This is a genomic window from Echinicola soli (genome assembly GCF_006575665.1).
In the GTDB taxonomy this organism is placed as follows: domain Bacteria; phylum Bacteroidota; class Bacteroidia; order Cytophagales; family Cyclobacteriaceae; genus Echinicola; species Echinicola soli.
In genome coordinates this window covers 2284542-2306644 of record NZ_CP041253.1, presented here as the reverse complement: position 1 = coordinate 2306644, position 22103 = coordinate 2284542, and the positions used below count along the sequence as shown (strand labels likewise).

General features: G+C 44.3%; 14 protein-coding genes. 6 read left to right on the top strand and 8 right to left on the bottom strand.

Annotated elements, in window-relative coordinates:
• Positions 1–2: 2 nt before the first annotated feature.
• Positions 3–398 (top strand): DUF7009 family protein, encoded by a 396-nt coding sequence (locus FKX85_RS09335; RefSeq protein ID WP_141614469.1) that lies wholly within the window; start codon positions 3–5, stop codon positions 396–398.
• 1 nt (position 399) lies between these two features.
• On the opposite strand, the gene FKX85_RS09330 is transcribed toward FKX85_RS09335, so the two are convergent.
• The 4 genes from FKX85_RS09330 to FKX85_RS09315 all read right to left on the bottom strand — a co-directional run bounded on the left by FKX85_RS09330 (position 400) and on the right by FKX85_RS09315 (position 8803).
• Complete coding sequence (locus FKX85_RS09330) at positions 400–3018, bottom strand: PKD domain-containing protein (RefSeq protein ID WP_141614468.1); 2619 nt, start codon at positions 3016–3018, stop codon at positions 400–402.
• Positions 3019–3070: 52 nt separating this feature from the next.
• Positions 3071–6334 carry a PKD domain-containing protein gene (locus tag FKX85_RS09325; RefSeq protein ID WP_141614467.1) on the bottom strand — a complete coding sequence of 1088 codons (3264 nt, stop codon included), beginning with the start codon at positions 6332–6334 and terminating at the stop codon, positions 3071–3073.
• Between the two features lie 1003 nt (positions 6335–7337).
• Positions 7338–7997, bottom strand: coding sequence for an ROK family protein (locus FKX85_RS09320; RefSeq protein ID WP_141614466.1), 660 nt, complete (start codon positions 7995–7997; stop codon positions 7338–7340).
• 140 nt (positions 7998–8137) lie between these two features.
• The gene (locus tag FKX85_RS09315; RefSeq protein WP_141614465.1) at positions 8138–8803 is read right to left on the bottom strand and encodes a GIN domain-containing protein; all 666 of its coding nucleotides are present in this window, start codon (positions 8801–8803) and stop codon (positions 8138–8140) included.
• 202 nt (positions 8804–9005) lie between these two features.
• Between FKX85_RS09315 and FKX85_RS09310 the strand changes: the two genes are divergently transcribed.
• From FKX85_RS09310 to FKX85_RS09300, 3 genes are all read left to right on the top strand, one after another.
• Positions 9006–9602, top strand: a complete 597-nt coding sequence (locus FKX85_RS09310; RefSeq protein WP_141614464.1) for a Crp/Fnr family transcriptional regulator — start codon at positions 9006–9008, stop codon at positions 9600–9602.
• Between the two features lie 63 nt (positions 9603–9665).
• Positions 9666–10115, top strand: a complete 450-nt coding sequence (locus tag FKX85_RS09305; RefSeq protein WP_141614463.1) for a DMT family transporter — start codon at positions 9666–9668, stop codon at positions 10113–10115.
• A 2-nt stretch (positions 10116–10117) separates the two neighbouring features.
• Positions 10118–10858 carry a GNAT family N-acetyltransferase gene (locus tag FKX85_RS09300; RefSeq protein WP_141614462.1) on the top strand — a complete coding sequence of 247 codons (741 nt, stop codon included), beginning with the start codon at positions 10118–10120 and terminating at the stop codon, positions 10856–10858.
• Between the two features lie 67 nt (positions 10859–10925).
• Here FKX85_RS09300 and FKX85_RS09295 read toward each other — a convergent pair whose 3' ends face one another.
• The 3 genes from FKX85_RS09295 to FKX85_RS09285 form a co-directional block, all read right to left on the bottom strand.
• A complete protein-coding gene (locus FKX85_RS09295) occupies positions 10926–12278 on the bottom strand; it encodes a DUF1552 domain-containing protein (RefSeq protein ID WP_141614461.1) in 1353 nt (450 codons plus the stop codon).
• A 116-nt stretch (positions 12279–12394) separates the two neighbouring features.
• A complete protein-coding gene (locus FKX85_RS09290) occupies positions 12395–16009 on the bottom strand; it encodes a DUF1592 domain-containing protein (protein ID WP_229239812.1) in 3615 nt (1204 codons plus the stop codon).
• Positions 16010–16450: 441 nt separating this feature from the next.
• Entirely contained in the window at positions 16451–17041 is a 591-nt protein-coding gene (locus tag FKX85_RS09285; protein ID WP_141614459.1) for a DUF4202 domain-containing protein, read from the bottom strand.
• Positions 17042–17335: 294 nt separating this feature from the next.
• On the opposite strand from FKX85_RS09285, the gene FKX85_RS09280 reads away from it, so the two are divergent.
• Positions 17336–18493: a DUF4221 family protein gene (locus FKX85_RS09280; RefSeq protein WP_141614458.1), complete on the top strand. Its 1158-nt coding sequence runs from the start codon at positions 17336–17338 to the stop codon at positions 18491–18493.
• Positions 18494–18629: 136 nt separating this feature from the next.
• Here the strand turns inward: FKX85_RS09280 and cobA are convergent, their stop codons facing one another.
• Positions 18630–19397 (bottom strand): uroporphyrinogen-III C-methyltransferase, encoded by a 768-nt coding sequence (cobA, locus tag FKX85_RS09275; RefSeq protein ID WP_141614457.1) that lies wholly within the window; start codon positions 19395–19397, stop codon positions 18630–18632.
• Positions 19398–19551: 154 nt separating this feature from the next.
• On the opposite strand from cobA, the gene nirB reads away from it, so the two are divergent.
• Positions 19552–22047, top strand: coding sequence for a nitrite reductase large subunit NirB (gene nirB, locus FKX85_RS09270; protein WP_141614456.1), 2496 nt, complete (start codon positions 19552–19554; stop codon positions 22045–22047).
• Positions 22048–22103 lie beyond the last annotated feature (56 nt).

The window sequence follows — 22103 nt, the reverse complement described above, 5'->3', positions numbered from 1 at the left end:
TCATGAAACTGCGCATCAATAACAATTCCATTCGATTACGGCTTACCCAAACGGAAGTCCAGGAAGTCGCTGCTGGCAAATCAGTCACTGAACACCTGCAACTAGGGAATTCGGAAACAGGACTCAGCTATAGCCTGATTCTGGACGATTCAGCCGATGATGTCAAAGCGTTTTTTGTAGAATCGCACTTAAAAGTCATCATTCCGGAAGAGTTGGCTCTTGATTGGGCCTCCACGGAAGAGATCAGCATCAAGCATGTCCAGCACCAGGGAGATATACATGAAAACCTTATCCTCATCGAAAAGGATTTCCAATGCTTACACAAACGTCCCGATGAGGACGAAAGTGATAATTTCCCTAATCCAAAATCACCGGAAGATTATCAAAAGTGCCAATAGCTTATCTTACAAGGGTAAAAACCCCTTCTATCTCATTGGAGTATGTCTTATCATATAATGGATAGTTATACCGGAGAATGTAGGCGTACGTCCCAATGGGTGCAAGCTTATCATTAAATCTACCATCCCAGCCTTCTTTTCCATAATACATCAACGATCCCCATCGATTATACACCCATAATTCAAAGCTGAATTCGCAAGCTGAAACACCTTGATAAACATGTGGAGGCTGTCCCGGTGCAAAACCTGTTGGCATCCTGACCTCTGGCGCATGCTCTTTTACAGCTATCGTTTCTATGGATTGGCTACAGCCATTTTGGTCAATAATGATAACGGAATATGACCCTGCCCCGAGGTTTTCGGCTATTGGCTCATTCAATGCTGGATCATGATTCCAGATAAATGTGTGCAGTGATGGACTTTTAGCCAATCTAATTTGGATTTCGCCCGTTTCATTACCTGCGCAATCCACATCCGTCACAAAAACTTCTGCTAGCTCCTCGGCCACTGAAACTGCGATTTTTGGTGACACACCTGAACACGTATTGCCCTCTGGGCCATAAACAGTATATCCCACTTCCCCAATTACTCCTGGTTCGTTCCAGACTATTTCCACTTCTGGACTTCCCTGGCCTGAAACAATATCCCCTGCCTCTATCTCCCATTCATACTTCCTCCCTTTGACAGGGTTTTCCACAAAATAAATATGCGGCACTTCTGGGTCGAAACATATGTTTGTTTGTCCCACGGGAGCAGTCGCCATTAGACTGGAAGTGATATTTACGTTGAATTCTACCGCTTTGCCAGGACAACCGTTTTCTGAATATGGGTTCATGACTAGCTTGGCATCAGCATTTTCCTTTCCCCATCTGACCAGAACTGAATCTCCGTAGTTTTCCAATACTTCTCCACCGATGGCCTGAAACGTTGCTTCTTCCAAGTGTTCTTTCTCCTCTATGTAATACATCACCTCTTCTACTTCAGGACACACCATACTATTTCCTGTCAGGTTTGCTATTGACTCCACGACTTCCACCTCAAAAGTAGCTTCCTCGATACCATCACATGAATTGGCACCACTGGAAGCACTTACTGTGATGCGGTATGTTCCGGGGGCATCAAATTGATGAGTAACTTCTTTGCCTTGCAGCGCAGGACTTCCATCCCCGAAATCCCACAGAAAATAATTGAAATTTGGATTCCCGGCGATCACACGCCAAATCCCCTCCTGACCGAGACAAGCAACTTTTTCTCCTTCCACCGCAAAGGAATACGCTGATTCTATATCGACATTTAAATTGTCCAAAGATGCCCCCGCGGCAAAACCATACGACTCTCTAAATCCAAAACCATATACATAAGCTGCAAACCCATCGGGATTGACCAACCTGTGGACTCCTTCTGAAACATTAATCTGGGCAATTTGAAAATCCTGATCCCCTGGCAACGGACTGAATGCCCCCCCTATGTTTCGGCCATCGAGCCGTGTATCCCCCTGGCTTCCAGACTTGACAACGATATTCACATAGTGGTTACTGATGGATGGCAACTGGATAGAGTTAAAGCTAAGTTCCTTTAGAAATTGCTCACTCGGACTATAGGTGATCATAAATGGATCTCCAATTCCCGACAGGGATGGAATGTCGGGATCGTTACATCCCACACCTTTGGAAAACATGGTAACAGATGCCGGTTTGGTAGTTTCTATCTTAGCCGACTGGCCTGACGTAAAATTAAGCGTCATAAATTTCCCTTTGTTAATCGTTCCTTTAGGTACTCCGTCTACACTAACCATAGTACCATCCTCAGAAGCCAATACCTTTACCAATTCTCCTGATGTACGCTCCTTTAACGCTATATGCACAAAACGCTTTCCCCAAGAGCTAACAGCATAAGCTTGCTGGTATAACACATCACAAGCTTCACAATTCCCCACCCAAGTACACTTGCTCCCTCCAAATGCAGCGATCTTTTTACAGTTTTCGGCTTCTCCTCCCACCACGCGTGCCCGGGAACCGGTAAGGTCACCATCCGCTTTAACCTGATAGCTCTGTCCCCTATTAAGGATGACAGTAAAGGGTTCGCCTGCCGTCTTTCCGTTTATGGTATTTACAGCAGGAGTGATTTCGATTTCGGTATTATCTTCTATGGCCACCACCAACAAGGTGCTTTCAAATGGCGTCACTTCTTTGTGGGTTGTTATGTAATAGTCCCTTCCCAAAACCGATACAGGCAGAACGACTGTCCCATCCGCTGTCCTGAGCATTTCATTAAAAGCATGAACCGCTATATTTCCTGAAGCTGAAATATAAACCCCTTTGTTTTCGACTCTCCCGGAGTTCCTGTGAAATAAATCCAGTTCATCGCTATTGATGCGAAGAATAAATTGCTCACTTTTTTCCAAATCAAACGAAGTGGTACGCCCCAGGTAATTGATAGTGCCTGAAGTACGCTCATCGGCAGTGATGATGACCACCGCTTCAGTGCTCAACCCCTCCTCTGTTCCAAAATTTTCCATAAACCCCAGCCAAAATTCCTTGCCTATGGTGGAGTTTTGGGCAAAAACGTTCTCAACCGAGATAAATAGTAGAAGAGCAAATACAAATTTGGACTTGAGCATAGTTTAAGTATTCAATATATTGCTAACAATGAAGAAATTTCCTGCCCACAGCTTAACGCACTAGCATAAAAGCACCATCTTTATCGATTACATGATCTGTCCCCTCCAGGGTATAATAATACCTTACCATATAAGCATAGGAGCCGACAGGCGCACTCTTACCATTCATCTTACCATCCCAACCTGTATCCCCAAAATATATCAGCTCCCCCCATCGGTTATAAATCCATATATCAAAGTCAACTTCGCAATTGGACACGCCCGAATAAACTCCCGGCACTTGCCTTGGATCAAATCCTGTGGGCATCCGGAACTCAGGAGCATTCTCCTCTACCACCCCTCTACCCACATAAATACAATTGTAGACATCTCTAAACCCCACTTCATACGCTCCCTTCTCCAAATCAGTCGCCAAAGCAGTCGTCTGCCCACTACTACTTGACCAGTAAAAATTTTGGGCACCTATAATCCCTTCTGTATCCACCACTAACGCTCCATTTTGTCCCCCAGGACAGGCAGGTTTGACCAATCGCACTTCCGCTTCGAGGATTGGTGGTGAAGTAATCTCAAAATCCACTGTTACCAAACAGCCATTCTGGTCGAAAACCTCAATGCTGTAAGAACCTTTGGCCAAGTCATAAAGGGTGATTTCCTCTTCGAAATCCCGAAGGCCATTATGCGTAAGGTGATAGGGCGAGACTCCTCCACTTATGGATATCCGAACCATGCCGTCATCTCTTCCTAGACAAGTAGTAGGTGATACTTCCGGTTTATTGACCTCAAGCAATGCCGGCCCTTCTACTTCAATCCCATTGACCAACTGGCTACAGCCTAAATTATCCGTGATCAATACCGAATAGGTGCCAGCAGGAAGGTTGTCAGCAACCGCTCCACTAAGTGATGGATCATGCTTCCATTCAAAGTTATAAGGAGGATTACCTCCCAAAATATCCAATTTGATTTTTCCTGATGATTCTCCAAAACAAGCCACATTCGTCACAAGAGGACTGGCCAGTTCATCGGTTATTTTCACCTTTGCCACAGGTGAATTTCCAGAACAGACCTTATTTGCATCGCTGAAAACAGTATAGCCTATCACGCCTTCTATTCCTGATTTATCCCATATCACTTCCACTTGACCTGTTCCCTGCCCTGAGGATATTTTCCCTCCCATGATCTCCCATTCGTATATCCTTCCCTGTATGATGGGATCCGCCGAGTAGGCCTGTGAGAAATTGGGGTCAAAGCATACCTCTTCTGGGCCAATCGGCTGAAAAGCCCTCAAATCCTGATCTAATATAATTTCCAGTTCTATCTGCTCTCCAGGGCAGCCATTTTCAGAAAATGGCTTAAAAATAAGCTTAGCTTTGGGATCTCCCTTGCCCCACTTTACCAAAATAGAATCACCATAATTCTCTATGATCTCTCCACCTATAGCTTCAAATTCCGACTGGGCAATGTGCTGTTTATCAGTTAACCGATACATGATTTCCTCTACATCTGGACAGACATTCACCTCTCCTTCAAGCGTAGCTTTTGATTCCAAAACGGCTACTTCCAAGGAAGCCTCCTCAATATCATCACAAGAATTAGGGCTTTTTGATGCCGTAACACTAACGATGTATTTTCCGGGATCCGAAAAGGTATGGAAGACTTCACGGCCATACTGCAAATCAGTACCATCGCCAAAATCCCATACAATATACTTATACAAAGGATCGGAGATATTCGCCGTCCAAGCCCCTTCCTGATTAAGACAGGCCACTTTTTCGCCGGTGACATCAAATTCATAACTAGAGGAGAAATCCAAATTCAAATTATCCAATGCTGCACCAGCGGCATAACCGTAGGATTCTGTCCTCCCAAATCCATACGCATACGCTGCAAACCCCTCTGGATTTTCCAGATGATGGGCTCCCTCTGCTATGCTCACCCTTGCTATCTGAAAATCACCATCTCCAGGTAACGGGGAAAACTCACCACTAATCGAATTTCCATCCAGTCTCGTTTGCCCTTGAGTCCCTGACTTTACTACGATATTAACATAATGATTCTCAATGACAGGCAATTTCATGGAATTGAACACCAAGTCCTTCAAAAATTGATCGCTGGGGCTGTATGTAATCATAAACGGATCCCCGTTATGGAATAAGTCCTCATCCTCTATACTATTGCAATACGCCCCCTTGGAAAAAACCGTAACAGATGAGGGGTTAGAGGTCTCTATTTTGCATGATTTATCCGGCTCCAAATCGAACGTCATTGATTCTCCCCTTCCTATTTTACCTTTATTTTCTCCAGCCACGATTACATCTGTCCCGTCCTCTGATGCCAATATCCTAACCAATTCACCCGATGTTCTATCCTTGAGCCCCACATGTATATAACTGGTACCCCAGGTGCTAATGGGGTAAGTCTGCTGAAAAAGATGGTCACATGCCAGACAGTCACCGATGGTCGTACACAAATTCCCTCCAAAGACTGCTATTTTTCCACAATCTCCCACCTTATCTCCCAAGACTTTCACATAGGCCCCTGTCAGGTCTCCAAACGCTTTGACCTGATAACTTTGGCCACGATCCAGCGTGATGGAGAAAGGTATATTTGCTTGCTTGCCATTGAGTGTATTTACCGGAGTGGTGATCTCTATCTTGGTATTATCTTCTATGGCCACTATCAGCAATGTACCAGGGCCATTTCCTTCCTCGTAATAAGAAGTAACAAAGTACTCCTTTCCTAGAGTCTTTACCGGCAATACCACTGTTCCATCTGCCGAATATTGCTGTTCATTGAATGCATGAACCGCTACTCTACCACTCGAGGTAATATAGACCCCTTTATTTTCTATTTCTTCGGAGGTTTCATGTATTACATTCGCCTCATAAGGGTTTATTCTTAGTACATATTGCTCTCCTTTTTGGAGATCGAAAAAAGCGGTCTGTCCTAAATACTCTATCGCTCCGGACGCTTGCTCATCTGCTGTAATAACAAGAACGGCTGCCTCAGTAAAATCATTTTCCATAAAGCCTACCCAAAACTCCTTTCCCAAGGTAGAGTTCTGCCCTCTTGCTGAATATGCCAGTGTGAAAAAAAGTCCTAATAAAATTAAAACCCTCATAAACTGAGGCGTTGGACGATTAGTGCGTGGTCGATCCGCTCTTTTGGCTTTGCCTGAAAATGCTCCTAATTGTTTTTTTGATTTGAAAACGGAGAATATGGATGGGAATCCCAGCAAATTTTGGCCAAGGGATTCCCCCGCTATTAACTTGAAAATAATGCTATTGTAATAAGAATCAAAAGGTAGTAGTTTCTTCATGGTGAAATCATCTTAAAAATCGACTCCGTTTCAAAAGTAATGTATTTTTTCATTTCCCAAATCACCCCCTAAGGTTTTAGGGAAGAATGAATCAAAAAATATTACCTCACGGCTATTTTACCTGATTTTATTTCAAAAATAGATCAAAAAAGCACTTAACAACTCATAAGCAAGCAAGTCATTATTACCACCAAATTGAGCTCGCAACATGATGAAGCATGGTGTCTAAAATTGGTGAATTCCATAGCGCCTAAACACTTCCAAAAACTGCAAAGAGAATACATGGGTAATCGCAGGAATCTCCAAGGTTCTTCTCAAACCCAAATTCAATGTCGTTTAGTTAGTATGTAGTTGGTTTCACTGGTTCTAAATGGAATACTTTGTGTAAATTATCCATGGACATGTCTCTCTTAATCGGATAGATCAGAAAAACAAGCTTGTTCCCAGGGCACAAAGGGCCTAGAGGCAACCTGATTTTACCAAGCTTTATTGCCTAACGGCATTAGCCAGGACACCCGCCTTATTATATTTAGCGGACAGAAGTGTCAACAGTCATGCTCCGCTAGGTGCGTTAGCTTGGTAACAGAAAGAGAATACAGTATCCTAACAGTGCCGTAGGTACTGACCACGGGCAAGGAAAGAATGTATGATTATCGACTGCATCAGGAACAGGAGTAACGAATCCGTCCGTCTACGAGTTTCTTCGACCCCCATAGCCCGCTACCGCTCTACTTAACCACAGCAAATCATATAGAACCTGAAATAATTTAAAAACATCACCCTGACACCATCTACCCCCCTCAACTAAATAGTATTGAACCCGATTTACGCATTAGAAATCATAGTGAGGCCTGAAAGTGCGAGAAAATCAGTCAGTTTGGAGGTGCGTTTGACTGGTTAAAAAAACGGATAACGGACACCTTCGGAGTGAACTAGCCCCAAAACACATCCACGAAATCAAATGGAAAAACCACCCATGTTTACTAAAAAGACAGGTAAACAGCTATACCCTAAAATCTTCTTCCCAAAGCCTAAATCCTCCTTTAAATGCATGCTTATTGGAGCCCAGGCGACATCTATCAGGGATATTCTTCAGTTCTTTGGAATTGCCCCCACCAAGTACGATTTCATCCGGCTGAAAAGCCCTAAAGAAGTACTCTACTGCTTTGTGGACATGTTTCTCCCATTTTTTTGCGCCTTTTTTGAAAAAATAGGCTTTACCCAAGTAGGCTTCAAAAGTAGCCTTGCGATAAGGCAAATGAGCGGCTTCCATAGGAATAACAACGTTATTGATTACCATAGCGGTACCCAAGCCAGTCCCTAACCCCATAAAAAGCATTTTCTTTCCTTCATAGCTCCCCAACGCTTGCATGGCAGCATCATTAATGATCTTGATAGGGCAACCAAAAGCGGCTTCAAAATCATACGTTTCCCAGCCATGTCCCAGATTGACAGGTTCTGTAAGTATATCGCTGTTTTTAACAATCCCCGGAAAACCAATCGATACATGATCATATTCCCACTTGGAGGCATGCTTCTTTACCAATGGGATCATTTCTTCGGGTGAAAAATCACTACCGGAGGGAATCTTGATCCGATCATCCGCCCCGGTAGCCAATATCTTGATGTTTGAACCCCCAATATCAATTACCAGTACTTTCATAAAACCAAAGTTAATAAGTCCCGTGAAAAAACTACAGTCAAGAACAATTTTGAATGATTTTTCTCAAAAATTGTTATCTCCTGACACTGGAAGGGATGGTCGTTAAGAAAAACTACTGGTAGAAGAATTTCAATAGGCATTTAATTGGCATCATCCAGATCCAGCAAGCCATTGACATCTTGATATATTCTGGGATGGCCTTTGTAGTCTACTTCAGCTTTGCCGTTGACATCGATATACATGGTTTCGGTGCAGTTCACTTCAAACTCCCCTTTACCGTTTACATCAATGGTAGTCTCCGCTGACTCAAGCCCAAAATTCTCCACCTCTATTTTTCCATCAACCATATAGAATTGCCGTTCCACTCGGCCGGTAAGCGCTACTTCGCCAACACCGTGGCATTCTATGGTCAAATCTGCCAGATCTAGATTGCCGACATTTTCGATTTCACTGTCTCCGTCGATGCTGATTTTATGAATATCCGGCACGGTGGCTATTACACGGACTCCTTTTGTACTTTTCAGGCATTTGATCCTATCCCTGAAGCCCACTATAAGCTCTCTTCCACGCACTTCATGCTCCAAAACATCCATCAGCTGGCTTTCTGCCAGAATTTTTAACGATCGTATTTCCCCTTGAACGAGTGTTAGATCTATCGGGCCGCTAAGGGCTACTTCATCAAATTCATCTACTTCGAGTTCATACTCTTTTACTTCTCCATCTCCTTTAATGCAAAGGTTACTATCTGTGCAGGCGGAAAACAATACTGCCGATATAAGTACTGAATAAATTGTGTTACGTTTCATCTTTTTTTAAAATTATCATAAAGTCAATGACCACTATCAGACTGCGATATTGCATCTTGGATAGGTGACATTAATAATAGATAGACACCTAAAGAAAAGCTTACCCTGATAAGGATGCGAAAAAATCTTGTTTTTTACATGGAGGTTTTAACGGTTTTTGGTGAATTGTGCGAACTTTAAAAGAGGAAAAATCACTCAAAAAATGTTGCAAACTGATTTAGCAAGCTTCCTTAGGGAGGTATTTACCGGCTATTCCACGCTAAGTAGCCGCTCACTCGATAAACTTTACTCAGCCAGCAACCTGGAAACATTCCAAAGACATGAAAAACTTTTGAATGTAGGCAGTGTTGCCAGGAAGATTTATATCATTATTGAAGGGGCTGTAGTTTCTTACTTTCTGGATGAAGAAGGCAATACCTATCACAAGAACATATTTTTGGAGAAAGACTTTGTGGGATCCACTGTTTCTTCTCTTACCAAACAGCCTTCCCGTTTTGCTCTTGAAGCGATAGAAAAAACGACGGCCATCAGTATTGATTTTGAAACCTATCGTCACCTGATCTGGAAAAATGATGACCTAAAGAACTTTTACATCTCCTACCTGGAAAAAAACTGGGTGATCGACAAAGAGAAACGGGAAGTGGCCATTGTCATGCAAAATGCAAGTGAACGGTATCAGGAGCTATTGAACAGACATCCCCATTTGGACAAACGCATCCCCCTCAATTACATCGCTTCACACTTGGGTATTACCCCCACTCAGCTGAGCAGGATACGAAAAACATTAAAAGAATGTTAACTAAACTTCCAATGCTCAACATATGTAAAGGAATGCTATCCTTCTCCATCCCATCTTTGAGCCATGAAAACAATAATAATATACCTCATGGCATTTACAGGTGGTGTGTCGCTGGCCATCCAAGCGGGATTTAATGCCCAACTGGGGGCTTTTTTAAAGCAACCACTTTACGCAGTACTGGCCAGCTCTGTATTTAGTGTGCTCTTTGCTACTGTTTTTGTGTTGGCTACTGAAAAAGAAATCCCCACCCAGATCAACCTGCAACATATTCCTTGGTATTTATGGGGAATCGGCGGATTGTTCAGTGTAGTGGGCATTTCCTTATATTTCTACACCATCCCACAGCTGGGCATTTTCAAAATGATCACCATGGGACTATGTGGCCAATTGATATTTTCGGTGATTGCCGGTAGGTTTGGGTGGCTAAATCTCCCCTTAGAAGTAATAACCACAAAGAAAATCATAGGAATTATTTCCCTGATCCTCAGCATCATTTTAATCAACTCCAAGTAATCATGAATCAGCGTATTTCAGCAAACATCCACAACCTGACCGACCTTTGGAAAACAGGAAGTGAAGCTTTTCAAAGCTATTTTGAACAAGATGACTATGCTTACTGTTACATCCCTAGGTCCCAATGGCCCAATAGGCTTTGGCTAACACAAATCAGCAACAGCACTGCACCAGCGAAAATTCCACCTTTGCTAGCTGTTCATCAAGACCCTATGACGTTCTCCTTTTTTGACACCACTTTGGGAGATGGTGAAAACATCTTTTCCTTACTCGCTCCATATGGTATCTCAGAAAAATCCATGCAATGGGGCATGTCCTTCACCCCAAACAAAACATTCCCTGCCGACGATCAACTCACCGTTCAAAGGATCTCTTCGGCAACAAATATGGAGGGCTGGTCGGTTAATTTCCAACTTGCCTTTGGCTATTGTATCAGCGTGGAGACACTGGAAAAAACTGCCGATAAAATCGAATACTATCACCTTGTCTATCAAAATGAAAATGTAGGCACCCTACTGTTACATCAAACCGACGGAGTGCTGGGCATCCATAGCTTGGGAATCATTCCGGCCATGAGAGGAAAAGGATTGGCAAAAAAAGCGATGTACTGGGCACTCAACAAGGCTATTTCCAGAAAAGCCCGCTTGGTCACGCTTCAAGCTTCCGCCATGGCAAAACCCATGTATGAAAAGCTTGGATTTACTAGTGAATTCATCATGAGAAATTTTCACCTAAAACAATAGCTTATTTGTCTTATGGAATGTACTCATTCAGTTATTCAAGAATATTCAACCTTTCAATCCCTAAACCTTACCCGAAAATGTCGGACTTCAACTTGCCCGTACTATCTGAAAAGCTCTCCACCGGGATCCCCATCGTATTCAGCATGCTCACAAACAGATTGGACATGGGATATTCCTCGTTAAAGTCGGTATAGGTTCCGTGTTTGACGCCCATATTTTTACCGCCGGCCAGCACCAATGGATAATTGATAGCATCATGGGTGCTACTACAGGCACTTCCATACAGCACTAAGGTATTGTCCAGAAGTGGGCCATATTCATCCTCGGTGGTCTTCATTTTGTCCAGGAAGTAAGCGTACTGCTTGGCCAGCCATTGGTCATAGCTCCCCCACTCTTGCCAATGGTTTTTCGACTTATCGTGGCTGATGGCATGATGGCCTTTATTGAGCCCAAGTGCCAATTTCGGGTAATTCTCCCCAAAGCCCATTCCGTCCTCACGTGCCATCATATAGGTCATGACCCGAGTAATATCTGTCTGCATGCCCAGCACCATTAGATCAAAGGAGGATTTGATATAGCTATCAGGATCCACGGAGGCATTTGGATTTAGGTTGATGTGATCAGCACTGAATTCCTTCATTGGGACGTTCAGCCACTTTTCGTTTCGTTTGATCTGTTCCTCCACCGAATTGAGCGATGTCATATATTCATCCAACTTCATTTGGTCATTCTTACCTAACCTTTTCTCAAGTCGCTTGCTATCTTCCAAGACCAGATCTACAATCTTTTGCTCTTGCTGTAAGCTCTTTTTTCTTAACTGCGAAGTCTCTCCACCTCCCGGTGCAAAATACCGCTCAAAAATCTCCCGATGGCGATGCTCGGAAGGGATCGGTCGACCGTTTGGATCAAATGAAAGGGTGGAAACCCTCGATTTATACCCAATACCACCATCTGACGAAAGTGCCAAATAAGGATATCGTGTATGCTTGGCCAAATACTGTACGGCTACCTGGTCCACAGAAATGCTATTGTTATATTGACTGCCACGCAGATCCCCTCCTGTCAACCAAGTATCGCCTGCCAAATGGCCCAGTAAATGCCGGCTTTTAGGATGGCTTAGCCCACCCATTATGGTAATTTCCTTTCGATGTCGCTCCAGAGGTGAAAGTGTATTGGTAAACTTGTAGTCTTCACCCTGTCCTAATGGAAACCAATTCCAAAATTTATGGTGGGGATTGGACGCTGGAGGAAGTCCTACTCCATTGGGAAAGTACACAAAGCAAAGTCGTTTTGGCGCTTCGCTCAATGAGCCCAGTTTACGCATTGGGCCACCCATTGCCTCCATATATGGCAACATGCAAGCTACCCCCAGACCTTTTAAGAAAGTCCTTCTATCGAGTTCCCATGATTTCTTTCCCATGATGTTTTGGTTATTTAGTTATTGGGTTATTTAGTTACTGTTTGGGGTGGATATTAGATCATCCATGACCATAGAAATCGTGCCAATTACAATCGACCGGCACCCGGCACCGCTCATCAAAACTCGCCCTTAAACGAGTCGCTCATCACGATATTCTCCACCACTGACCGGAAGCTATAATTGTCCTCCCTAACTTCACTTACAATCTTCTCTATCTCCCTTTCATCCACGAAGGTCACATCCCTGCCCAAGGCGTAAGAAAACATATGTTTCACCAAGGAGCGGGTAAATGTATCCTGCTTCATGTTTAGAATATACGATTTTATTTCATCAATTCCATTGACCACCTCTCCATTGGGCAGCTCTGATTTGGCGTCTATTTTATTCCCATTGGAAGCTACAGTCTCAAATCTCCCCACGGCATTATAGTTTTCGAAGGCGATACCATATGGATCGATTTTCTTATGGCAATCCATACAGGCTGGTTTATCCCTGTGGACGAATAACTGCTCTTTAAGGGTTAGCTCTTCGAATCCAGGTGTCTCTGGATCTAGTGCCGGAACATTTGGTGGCGGTGGTGGTGGCTCATCACCTAGGATTTTACCCCTGACCCAAACCGCCCTTTTTATAGCATGGGCTTGGCTGCCATCAGAGTGTCCGTTAAGGAAGGCCCCCTGCGACAGCAAGCCTCCACGATGCATGTCAGGAGTAACCGTAACTGGTCTGAACTGATTTCCTTTCACCCCTCCAACACCATAAAACTCTGCTAGATTTTGGTTGAGCATAGCAAAATCGGACTCTATCAGGTTCATAATACTCAGGTCCTGTTGGAGCACATAGTGCATAAAGTGATAAGTCTCTTCTGTCATGTCCTTCTTCACAAAACGCGTGAAATCAGGATAGGCACTCACATTGGTACTCATGGCCTCATGGCGGTCCACTCGCAGCCATTCGTTCGAAAAACGCCTTACCATGCTCCATATCCGGTCATCTTCTATCATCCTGTTTACCTGTTTTTTCAGGTACCGGTCCTTATGCAGGTCCTCTTCCTCTGCCAACTCGATCAATTCTTCATCAGGTGCTGCATTCCAGAGAAAATATGAAAGACGTGAAGCCAAGAAGTATTCTCTATCTTCCTCTTCAGTTTCTTCTTCCGGCTCGGCCAGATAGAGAAAATTGGGAGAACAAAGTGCTGCGATCAACACTTCTTTGACCTGGTCTTCATACCGCTGATAATCACCTCTTATACTTTCCCAAAATCCCAGATATCGTTTTAACTCCTCTTCCTCCACTGGTCGACGGTAAGCCCGGGTCAGGAAGCTTGCTAGAATTTCTTTTGTATAGGCTGCTTTATCATGTTTTTTTGGTGAATCAAAGAAAATCGCTTCATGGCTGGCAGGTGGCCACTGCGGGTAATAAGGAGCCTCAAACTCCAACTGGTTGATCAGCAAGGGTGGCCCTGAGTCTTCATTGTCTTTTACCAAATAGTCGTTCCAAAGCCCCAATATCATGATATTGGCAAGGATTTCGGTCTCTACGGTATCGATCACAGGAATGGGCAAATTCTCCAGCCTCCCTTTAAAAGTATACTCCTTCCATTTGCCCGCTTCATTGCTGACATTCCTGAATGTATCAAAGGTCTGGTAATCCATGCCATCATCTGTCCGCTCGCCAGCAAAACTCCGAATGACCGGAATGTCCTGATCATATTTTGCACGGCTCTTTTCGGCCTCATTGGTCAGCTGTACAGCCACGGGATGCTCCTTGGGAAATGGCGTCACGATCAGCTTACTGAAGCCCGTAAAGAACTTTCCTCCAATCATCAGTTTATGCTCCCCTGCCTTAAGGTAAGCCAAGGTCAACGGCGTAGTCATGGCAGGCTCATCTTTCATTTTTTCATCAAAATGAAAACGCTCCTGCAGCTTGTGCTCATCCAGTTTTAGTTCCACGGAAGGCATTCCCTCCACACCGATATAGGGGTGTTCATAATCCACTTGATAATAACCGTCCCGAGGAGCCATAAAGGTAAACTCGCCACTGGAAGGCATGGTCAGTTCCTTCGCCACCAACCATTCCCCTTGCTTGATTAAATTTTGACGGTTTTTGGCCGCATCAGCTTTCAGCTCTATGGTTTCGCCCAGTTTTTCGGCCGGCTGATCATCCCTCAGCCCAATGAATCCTTCTTTTTGGACATTCCATTGGTATCCTCTTGAGGCTTTTACCCTGAAAACAAAGTCGCCTTCCTCGGGAAAATGCCTCCTGAACAGTAGTTTCAAGTTTGGTGATGGCCCTTGCCAGGATTTTGGGGTTACTTCCTTGTGCGGCACAGCAGAATAGAGCATGATCCCCTTATCCACCACTTGATAGCGATCAGCGTGGGATCCTCGCATCCCTACGCCAATATTTCTTTTTATTTCTTCCAGCTGAGCCTTTCCGGCACTATCTGTCGGATGTTTTGGCCTTCCGTTTTTATCCAAAATCTCCACGATAAAGTCTTCCGAATTAACGGGAGCACTCTGATAGCCTCCGATCATGGCAGCAGTCTTGCCTTTTCCTATGCCTTTGCCAAAAGTGACACGATAATGGGTAGGTTCAGGTTTCTTTGCTGGTGCAATGGCCTTGTCCAGTGCTTCACGGGCTATTTTCTTATAATAATCCACCTGCAAAGGAGATACTCCCAGCACTTGGCCATTATTGCTAAAACCCATTTCCGACTTCGCGTCATCCGGCAAGACATCTCCAAACCGCACATCGACCTTTAGCAAATCGTTCAGGGTATTGGAATATTGGTCTTTCGTAAGTCGACGGATGACAGGTTCCTGATCGGCTTTGCGGAGCGCTACTGCCCGCTGGATGGATGCTGTGATCCAGTCTACCAATACCCTCCGCTCTTCATCGGAAAGTTGCTTTTCCTCTTTGGGCGGCATTTCACCGGAGTTCACCATATTCAGCATGGCCCGCCAGGTCTCGGCATCATGCCCCTTCACCATATCCGGATCAATTTTATCCAACCGCAAGCCTCCCTTTTGCTTCTCTTCACCATGGCAGCTTTCGCAATAGCTGGCCGTAATGGGATTGATGTCTTTGGTATACTCCAATTGGCTCAAGGTCTTGTCTATCTCGCTACTTTCCATCATGGCCAACCCATCCATAGCATAGGGATCATCGCCAAAAAATGCCTTTACATCATCAGGAAGATCTTCTGTCAAAAAACCGGTTCCGTGTGTCAATGTTCCTCCAAAATGGCCGGTAGCACTAAGGAGAACCGTGGAAAATATCAATCCTGCCAAATAAGGAATGTCGACTTTTCCGTTCGGTTGCTGCCGACCTCTGAATACCAACAGCCAAATACTCGCCAATGCAGTGGCTACACCGAGCCATTTATGCAGTATCAACGTGTCACTGCCATAACCTCCAGTGCCTGCCAGAAGCGCCCCTACCACAACAGTAGGAATCCCAGAAATCACCGCCAACCATAACAGCGCCCCACAAGCAGGACCAAGTGTTTTTTCTGGAATAAAAAGGTTGGCAAACTCCAAGGCCACCATTGCCAAGAACACCCCAATAGGCAAGTGTACCAGCAAAGGGTGGAGCTTTCCTATAAAAGCTAAACTCCAATGGGCTTCTTGGATCGGAATTGTAGCGATCGCCACCACTACTAACGATAAGCCTATTCCGCCTGCAATGGAAAGCCCCTGGGTTATTGCCTTATGAATGGTATTCTTCAACACGCTTGGTTATTTTAAGTATTGCCTCTCGAAAAAACAGTATTCAATTAACTTTCGAATTTGCACAATCTTAACAGCCATAATTCGAAATAATTAATCATCTCTTTTAATAATATCAAAAATTACCAAATGAATCAATAAAATTTATCCAAAGGATCAAGATATTCCCTGAATGGGCAAAAATAATATCAGGACAAGTAGTGAAAACAGTAAAACATTAGCCACCAACCACTTAATCACTCAACAAAAAATCGAAAAGGACGGGGCATCAAACGAAAGAAGTTTTCCGTCAGCAGTGCTGAAATTGCTTATCGAATCTTTTAGACAGAGTGGTTAGGAATTTGACGGTACAAAATGGTGCTGTTCTGGATTAGAAAATCCCGAACCCCAATACCCGATAACAGGGATTTCAAATCCCTGTTATCAATTCCAATCCCACCGAATTTATGCCAATGCTTTCTGCACAATGCCCAAGGCCTCCTCTGAATGTTCCATGGCCAAGGCTGCTTTATGGCCTTTCTCTGACATCTTTTTCCAGGTTTTCTGGACGATGTCCACAAGTTTTTCTTCCTCATCACGATGCTTTGCGATAAAGTCATCAAAGTAATATTTCAAAAACACCAAACACACCACATCCTCCAGGACCTGCACCGTCGGGTCTGTCTTGAGCCTTCTCTTATTGAGCAGGTCATCCACCTCTTGAATAGCTGCTTCACCATAGCCGTGTTCTTTCATGAGCTGACCGGCCAATTCCCCATGGAATTTTTTCAGTTTTGTCCTCCACATCAGATAGCCTTTTCGGTCCATTGGATAATCCTCACGTGGAATTTCCCAGCGCTTGATATGCTGGCACCTGGCCGCTAACCGTAGTGTTTCAGATGCATCCGGCATAAAATCCAGCAACATTCCTGTCATCCTGTGCCCATACAACAGCTCTTTGGGCATTTCCTTCCCTTTTACAATTTCCATATGAGGATCCTCCGCATTGATCGCATCAAATGCCGCGATGGTATTTTCAAATTTATTTCCAGCCATTTTTTCGGTGATTGTTTGCTCTTAAGAGCCAATTTAGGAGGTTTTTCGGAGAGTTGGAAGGTTTAGAGATTGAAAGATTGGAAAACGGAAAGATGCTGCATTAATTATTCCATTCATAAGCCCGTATTTGAAATGTAGTCTTCCGGAAATGAGCATATGCAATGCTCTGCTATACCTGAAACATGATTATTTCTTCTTAATTTTATTTAAAATGTAGTTAATTGGCTTTTTATATTACTGTTTAAAAGCTACCTTAAAGCAAGAAATTCTTTTAACTCAAACCTTACTTTTACCATGAGATTAACGCACTTTTGGTTATTGATACTACTTGCCAGTGCCTGTAAACAACACAAAACCGATTCTAGCCCTAACCCAACAACCTACTCAATGGACACAGTGTTCATTGATGCCAAAGGAGAGATTTTGGATGTTGATTACAGCTTATTTTATTCAGCAATCGTACCTGACCAACCTTTTCTCTACAACTTTAACCACTTCGACAATCATCTGGAGAAAATTCATCTGGACAAACGGGAATTGGTCAGTAAAGTACCTTTTCAGAAAGAAGGACCTAACGGCACTGGCACTAGCCTTACCAGTTTTCAGTTTTTTGGCCATGACCGGCTGTTGATTTCGGATGACTTGAGTAAAGCAAAAGTCTTTGACCTAAAAGGAAAGGTACTTAAAAACATCAATCTCAGAGACCACTCCTGGAAAGGCGAGGTTCTCAGCGATACTGAAAAATGTCGCCAAAAGCTGTTTGTAGATCATGGCACTATAAAGCTACTGACACTGGTCAGAGAGGAGGGGCTAAAAGCCGCCAATACAGCTGAGCTGGCCCTTTTTGACTTAAAAAATGACAGTATCGTCAGATTCGATATAGATCCAGAAGGGAAAATCAAAAAATATTCATTGATCTCGGAAGACAACTCCTATTTGCGCCCCCAAATTTTTCTTTCGATAGAAAACAACACTCCAATCCTCTCCCATCAATTCACCAATGAAATCTATTGGTACGACAGTATTTCAAAAAAGATCACAGAAGTAGATTACTCGGGTCAATTAACGCCAAATGAAGTAAGCACCGAACTTGGGAACATGTTTGAAAGCACTGAACAGCTTTTTGAGGTATTTGAGAAAATGAACGAACAAATCCGGTTCGGTCCATTGGTCTATGACCAGAAAAATGAACAATATTATCGGTTTTCTTTTCAGTCCGAGTTTAAATCAAAATCAGAGAGAGAAAGTCTGACACCCGAAATCAAATCCGTAAACGCCTATTTGACCATTTTTGATAACGAATTCAACGTGATAAATGAAAGCCTGATCCCGGAATTTAACCGCCCCATTACCCATTATTTTGCCAGGGACGGCAAACTATGGATTCTTAACAAAGAGAATGACGAAATGGCTTTTGTTAGGATTGAATTTAACTATCCAAGCGGATCTTAATACCGGCTCTCATATCACGAATTGATTTTGCACTTTCCTGAAGAGAATTGACTGGAAATCTGGATGAGCAACATAACCACTAGCCATGCTCTGAATTTAGTCGACACTCTTTCTTTCTTCTTTGCTCTATTTATGACTATTCCACCAATGCTTTCTCCGCCAAAAAATGCCCTAATGCCTTGCCCTTTTCCTTTACCACCTCACCGATAACAATAATGGCAGGAGCGGTAAGTTGTTCTTTTTGCTGCAAGGCCAACACGCTTCCAAGATCTCCAATGATGGACCGCTCTGTTTCCTTACTGCCATCCTGAATGATCGCCACGGCTTCTTCAGCACCCCGATATTGCTCAAACAGGGCCACAATTTCAGGCAACTTCTTCATGCCCATCAGAATAATGGCTGTAGCAGAAGATTGCGCAGCAAAGCTCAAATCCCTGGCCGTGGAATGATCCTTCAAAGTGCCCGTCACCACCCAAAAGCTTTCATTGACACCACGCTTGGTCAGCGGTATTCCTCCCAGGCCCGGTACGGCCATCGCACTACTTATGCCAGGTACGTAGTCGGTAGGTATCCCGTGCTGTGCAGCATACTCCAACTCCTCATGTCCACGGCCAAATACGTAGGGATCTCCGCCCTTTAGCCGGACCACATGTCCGCAGGTTTCTGCGTAATTGACGATCATATGGTTTATTTCCTGCTGTTGGCGGTAATGCATTCCTGCGCGCTTACCCACATACACCTTAATTGCTGTTTCTGGCGCATATTCTAACAAGGCCTCATTGGCAAGCGCATCATACAGTACCACATCGGCAGATTCAAGGGCTTTAATGCCCTTTAAGGTAATCAAATCGCGATCTCCGGGACCGGCACCTACAATGGAAAGCTTCTTATTTAAAGTATTCATAGCGTGTTTATACTTAGTCAATAAGACAAATTTAAGTAATTTTTTTACGTATTTTTACGTATTATAAAAATAAATTTATAATTTAGCCACTGTGATTAGTCAGTAAATCAGTCAAACTACTTAGAAAGAAGCCAAACCTAAAACCAGCAATCATATGACAAAGATAGTAGTAATCGGAAATGGAATGGTAGGCTACAAGTTTTGTGAAAAACTTCGTGCACAGGCTACCGAAGGAGATTTTGAGATAACGGTCTTTGGTGAGGAACCATGGCCGGCATATGACAGGGTACACCTCAGTGCTTATTTCACAGATTCCACAGCGGATGACCTGATGATGGCACCACGGTCTTGGTATGATGAAAACAATGTCAACTTGCACACCAACGAGATGATTGTAAAAATCGACAGGGATACCAAAAAGGTCATTTCTCACACCGGCCATGATTACGACTATGATAAGTTGATTTTGGCTACTGGATCAGCGGCATTTGTCCCTCCTATCGATGGTGTGGATAAGAAAGGTGTATTTGTTTACCGAACGCTGGAAGACCTCGATGCTATCATCGACTATTCCAAGAAGGTGAAATCCGCCGCTGTCATAGGAGGTGGTCTATTAGGTTTGGAAGCAGCTAAGGCTGTCATAGATATGGGACTGAACGCCCACGTGATTGAATTTGCTCCACGACTAATGCCACGGCAGCTGGACAATGCCGGATCGGCCACCTTGCAGTCCAAACTGGAAGAGCTGGGCATTAAAATCCACCTGAGCAAAAACACCAAGAAAATCACCGGTAATGGAAAAATCACCGGAATGAGCTTCGCTGACAATACCAACCTGAACACTGAAATGCTGATCATCTCCGCCGGGATCAAGCCAAGGGATGAACTGGCCAAAGACTCAGGACTGACCACTGCCCCACGGGGCGGGATCGTGGTCAACGAGTTTTTGCAAACCGACGACACTGACATTTTTGCCATAGGTGAAGCAGCCTCCTACCAAAACATGGTGTATGGATTGGTAGCCCCGGGCTATGAAATGGCCGCTCAAGTGGTCAACCAACTCACCCATACAGAAGTAAAGCCATTTATGGGCTTTGACATGTCCACCAAGTTGAAACTGATCGGAGTAGATGTGGGCAGTTTTGGGGATCCATTTGGTGAATTCGAACCTTCCAAACCTATTGTATACGAAAATAAAAACAGCGGAATATATAAGCGTATCAACGTATCGATGGACGGTAAACGCCTGCTTGGCGGCATCCTCGTCGGTGATGCTTCTGCCTATAACATCCTGCTGCAAATGACCCAGAACAAAATGCCGCTGCCGCCAGAGCCTGAAGACCTCATCCTCGGTGCCAGGGGCGGTAAAGAAGCTGCCGGCGCTGGAGTGGAAAGCCTTCCCGAAGAAGCGCAAGTTTGCTCATGTGAAAATGTCACCAAAGGTACCATCTGCAACTTGATCGAAAACGATGGCATCACCAAAGTAGACGAAATCAAGTCCTGCACTAAAGCTGGAACCGGCTGTGGCGGATGTATGCCAATGGTCAATGACCTGCTGAAGCATCAGCTTAAATCCATGGGCAAAGCAGTCAAAAATGTCCTTTGCGAACATTTTGACTACAGTCGCCAAGAACTGCTGGATATCGTAAAGGTAAAAGACATCAAAACCTATAATGAACTCTTAGATCAGTTTGGACAAGGAGACGGCTGCGAGGTATGTAAGCCAGCAATCGCTTCTATCCTCGCCAGTACATGGAACGAACTCATTACCAAACAGGACACCATTCAGGACACCAATGACCGTTATCTGGCCAATATCCAGAAAGGAGGCACGTATTCGGTTGTCCCGAGAATTCCCGGTGGAGAAATCACCCCTGAAAAACTCATCGTACTCGGGGATGTAGCCAAACGATACAGCCTCTATACCAAAATCACCGGAGGTCAACGCATCGACCTGTTTGGCGCCAGAGTGGACCAGCTTCCTGACATCTGGGAGGAGCTGATCAATGCAGGCTTCGAAAGTGGCCACGCTTACGGCAAATCCCTCCGAACGGTCAAAAGCTGCGTGGGCAGCACTTGGTGCCGTTATGGTGTCCAAGATTCCGTGTCCTTTGCCATTGAAGTGGAAGAGCGTTACCGCGGACTACGTTCTCCACACAAACTGAAAGGTGCCGTGTCAGGATGTATCCGGGAATGTGCCGAGGCACAAAGCAAGGACTTTGGCATCATCGCCACCGAAAAGGGCTGGAACCTCTACATCTGTGGGAACGGAGGCTCCAAACCCCAGCATGCGCAGCTGCTCATTAATGATGTGGACCGTGAGACTTGCCTTAAGTACATTGACCGTTTCTTGATGTTTTATATCCGTACCGCAGAACCGCTTACCAGAACGGCCACCTGGCTCAACAAGCTCGAGGGTAGTATGGACTATGTACGTGATGTCGTGGTGAATGACTCTTTGGGCATCGGAGAAGAGCTGGAAAAAGAAATGGCCTTCATGATCGACACTTATGCATGTGAATGGAAAGAGGTAGTCAACAATCCGAAGCTTAGGGCCAAGTTCAAACATTTTGCCAACGCTGAAGAGGAAGATCCTAGCCTAAAATGGAAAGAAATGAGAGGCCAGAAAATCCCTGCATCCTGGGGATAAACAAGATACAAGACAAAAGTCCCAAGACATTAGACTATTGACAGCCCTTCTTCAGA

Coding starts and splice junctions, on each gene's coding strand:
- FKX85_RS09335 (WP_141614469.1), top strand. CDS start 3: ATGAAACTGCGCATCAATAACAATTCCATTCGATTACGGCTTACCCAA.
- FKX85_RS09330 (WP_141614468.1), bottom strand. CDS start 3,018: ATGCTCAAGTCCAAATTTGTATTTGCTCTTCTACTATTTATCTCGGTT.
- FKX85_RS09325 (WP_141614467.1), bottom strand. CDS start 6,334: ATGAAGAAACTACTACCTTTTGATTCTTATTACAATAGCATTATTTTC.
- FKX85_RS09320 (WP_141614466.1), bottom strand. CDS start 7,997: ATGAAAGTACTGGTAATTGATATTGGGGGTTCAAACATCAAGATATTG.
- FKX85_RS09315 (WP_141614465.1), bottom strand. CDS start 8,803: ATGAAACGTAACACAATTTATTCAGTACTTATATCGGCAGTATTGTTT.
- FKX85_RS09310 (WP_141614464.1), top strand. CDS start 9,006: ATGTTGCAAACTGATTTAGCAAGCTTCCTTAGGGAGGTATTTACCGGC.
- FKX85_RS09305 (WP_141614463.1), top strand. CDS start 9,666: ATGAAAACAATAATAATATACCTCATGGCATTTACAGGTGGTGTGTCG.
- FKX85_RS09300 (WP_141614462.1), top strand. CDS start 10,118: ATGAATCAGCGTATTTCAGCAAACATCCACAACCTGACCGACCTTTGG.
- FKX85_RS09295 (WP_141614461.1), bottom strand. CDS start 12,278: ATGGGAAAGAAATCATGGGAACTCGATAGAAGGACTTTCTTAAAAGGT.
- FKX85_RS09285 (WP_141614459.1), bottom strand. CDS start 17,041: ATGGCTGGAAATAAATTTGAAAATACCATCGCGGCATTTGATGCGATC.
- FKX85_RS09280 (WP_141614458.1), top strand. CDS start 17,336: ATGAGATTAACGCACTTTTGGTTATTGATACTACTTGCCAGTGCCTGT.
- cobA (WP_141614457.1), bottom strand. CDS start 19,397: ATGAATACTTTAAATAAGAAGCTTTCCATTGTAGGTGCCGGTCCCGGA.
- nirB (WP_141614456.1), top strand. CDS start 19,552: ATGACAAAGATAGTAGTAATCGGAAATGGAATGGTAGGCTACAAGTTT.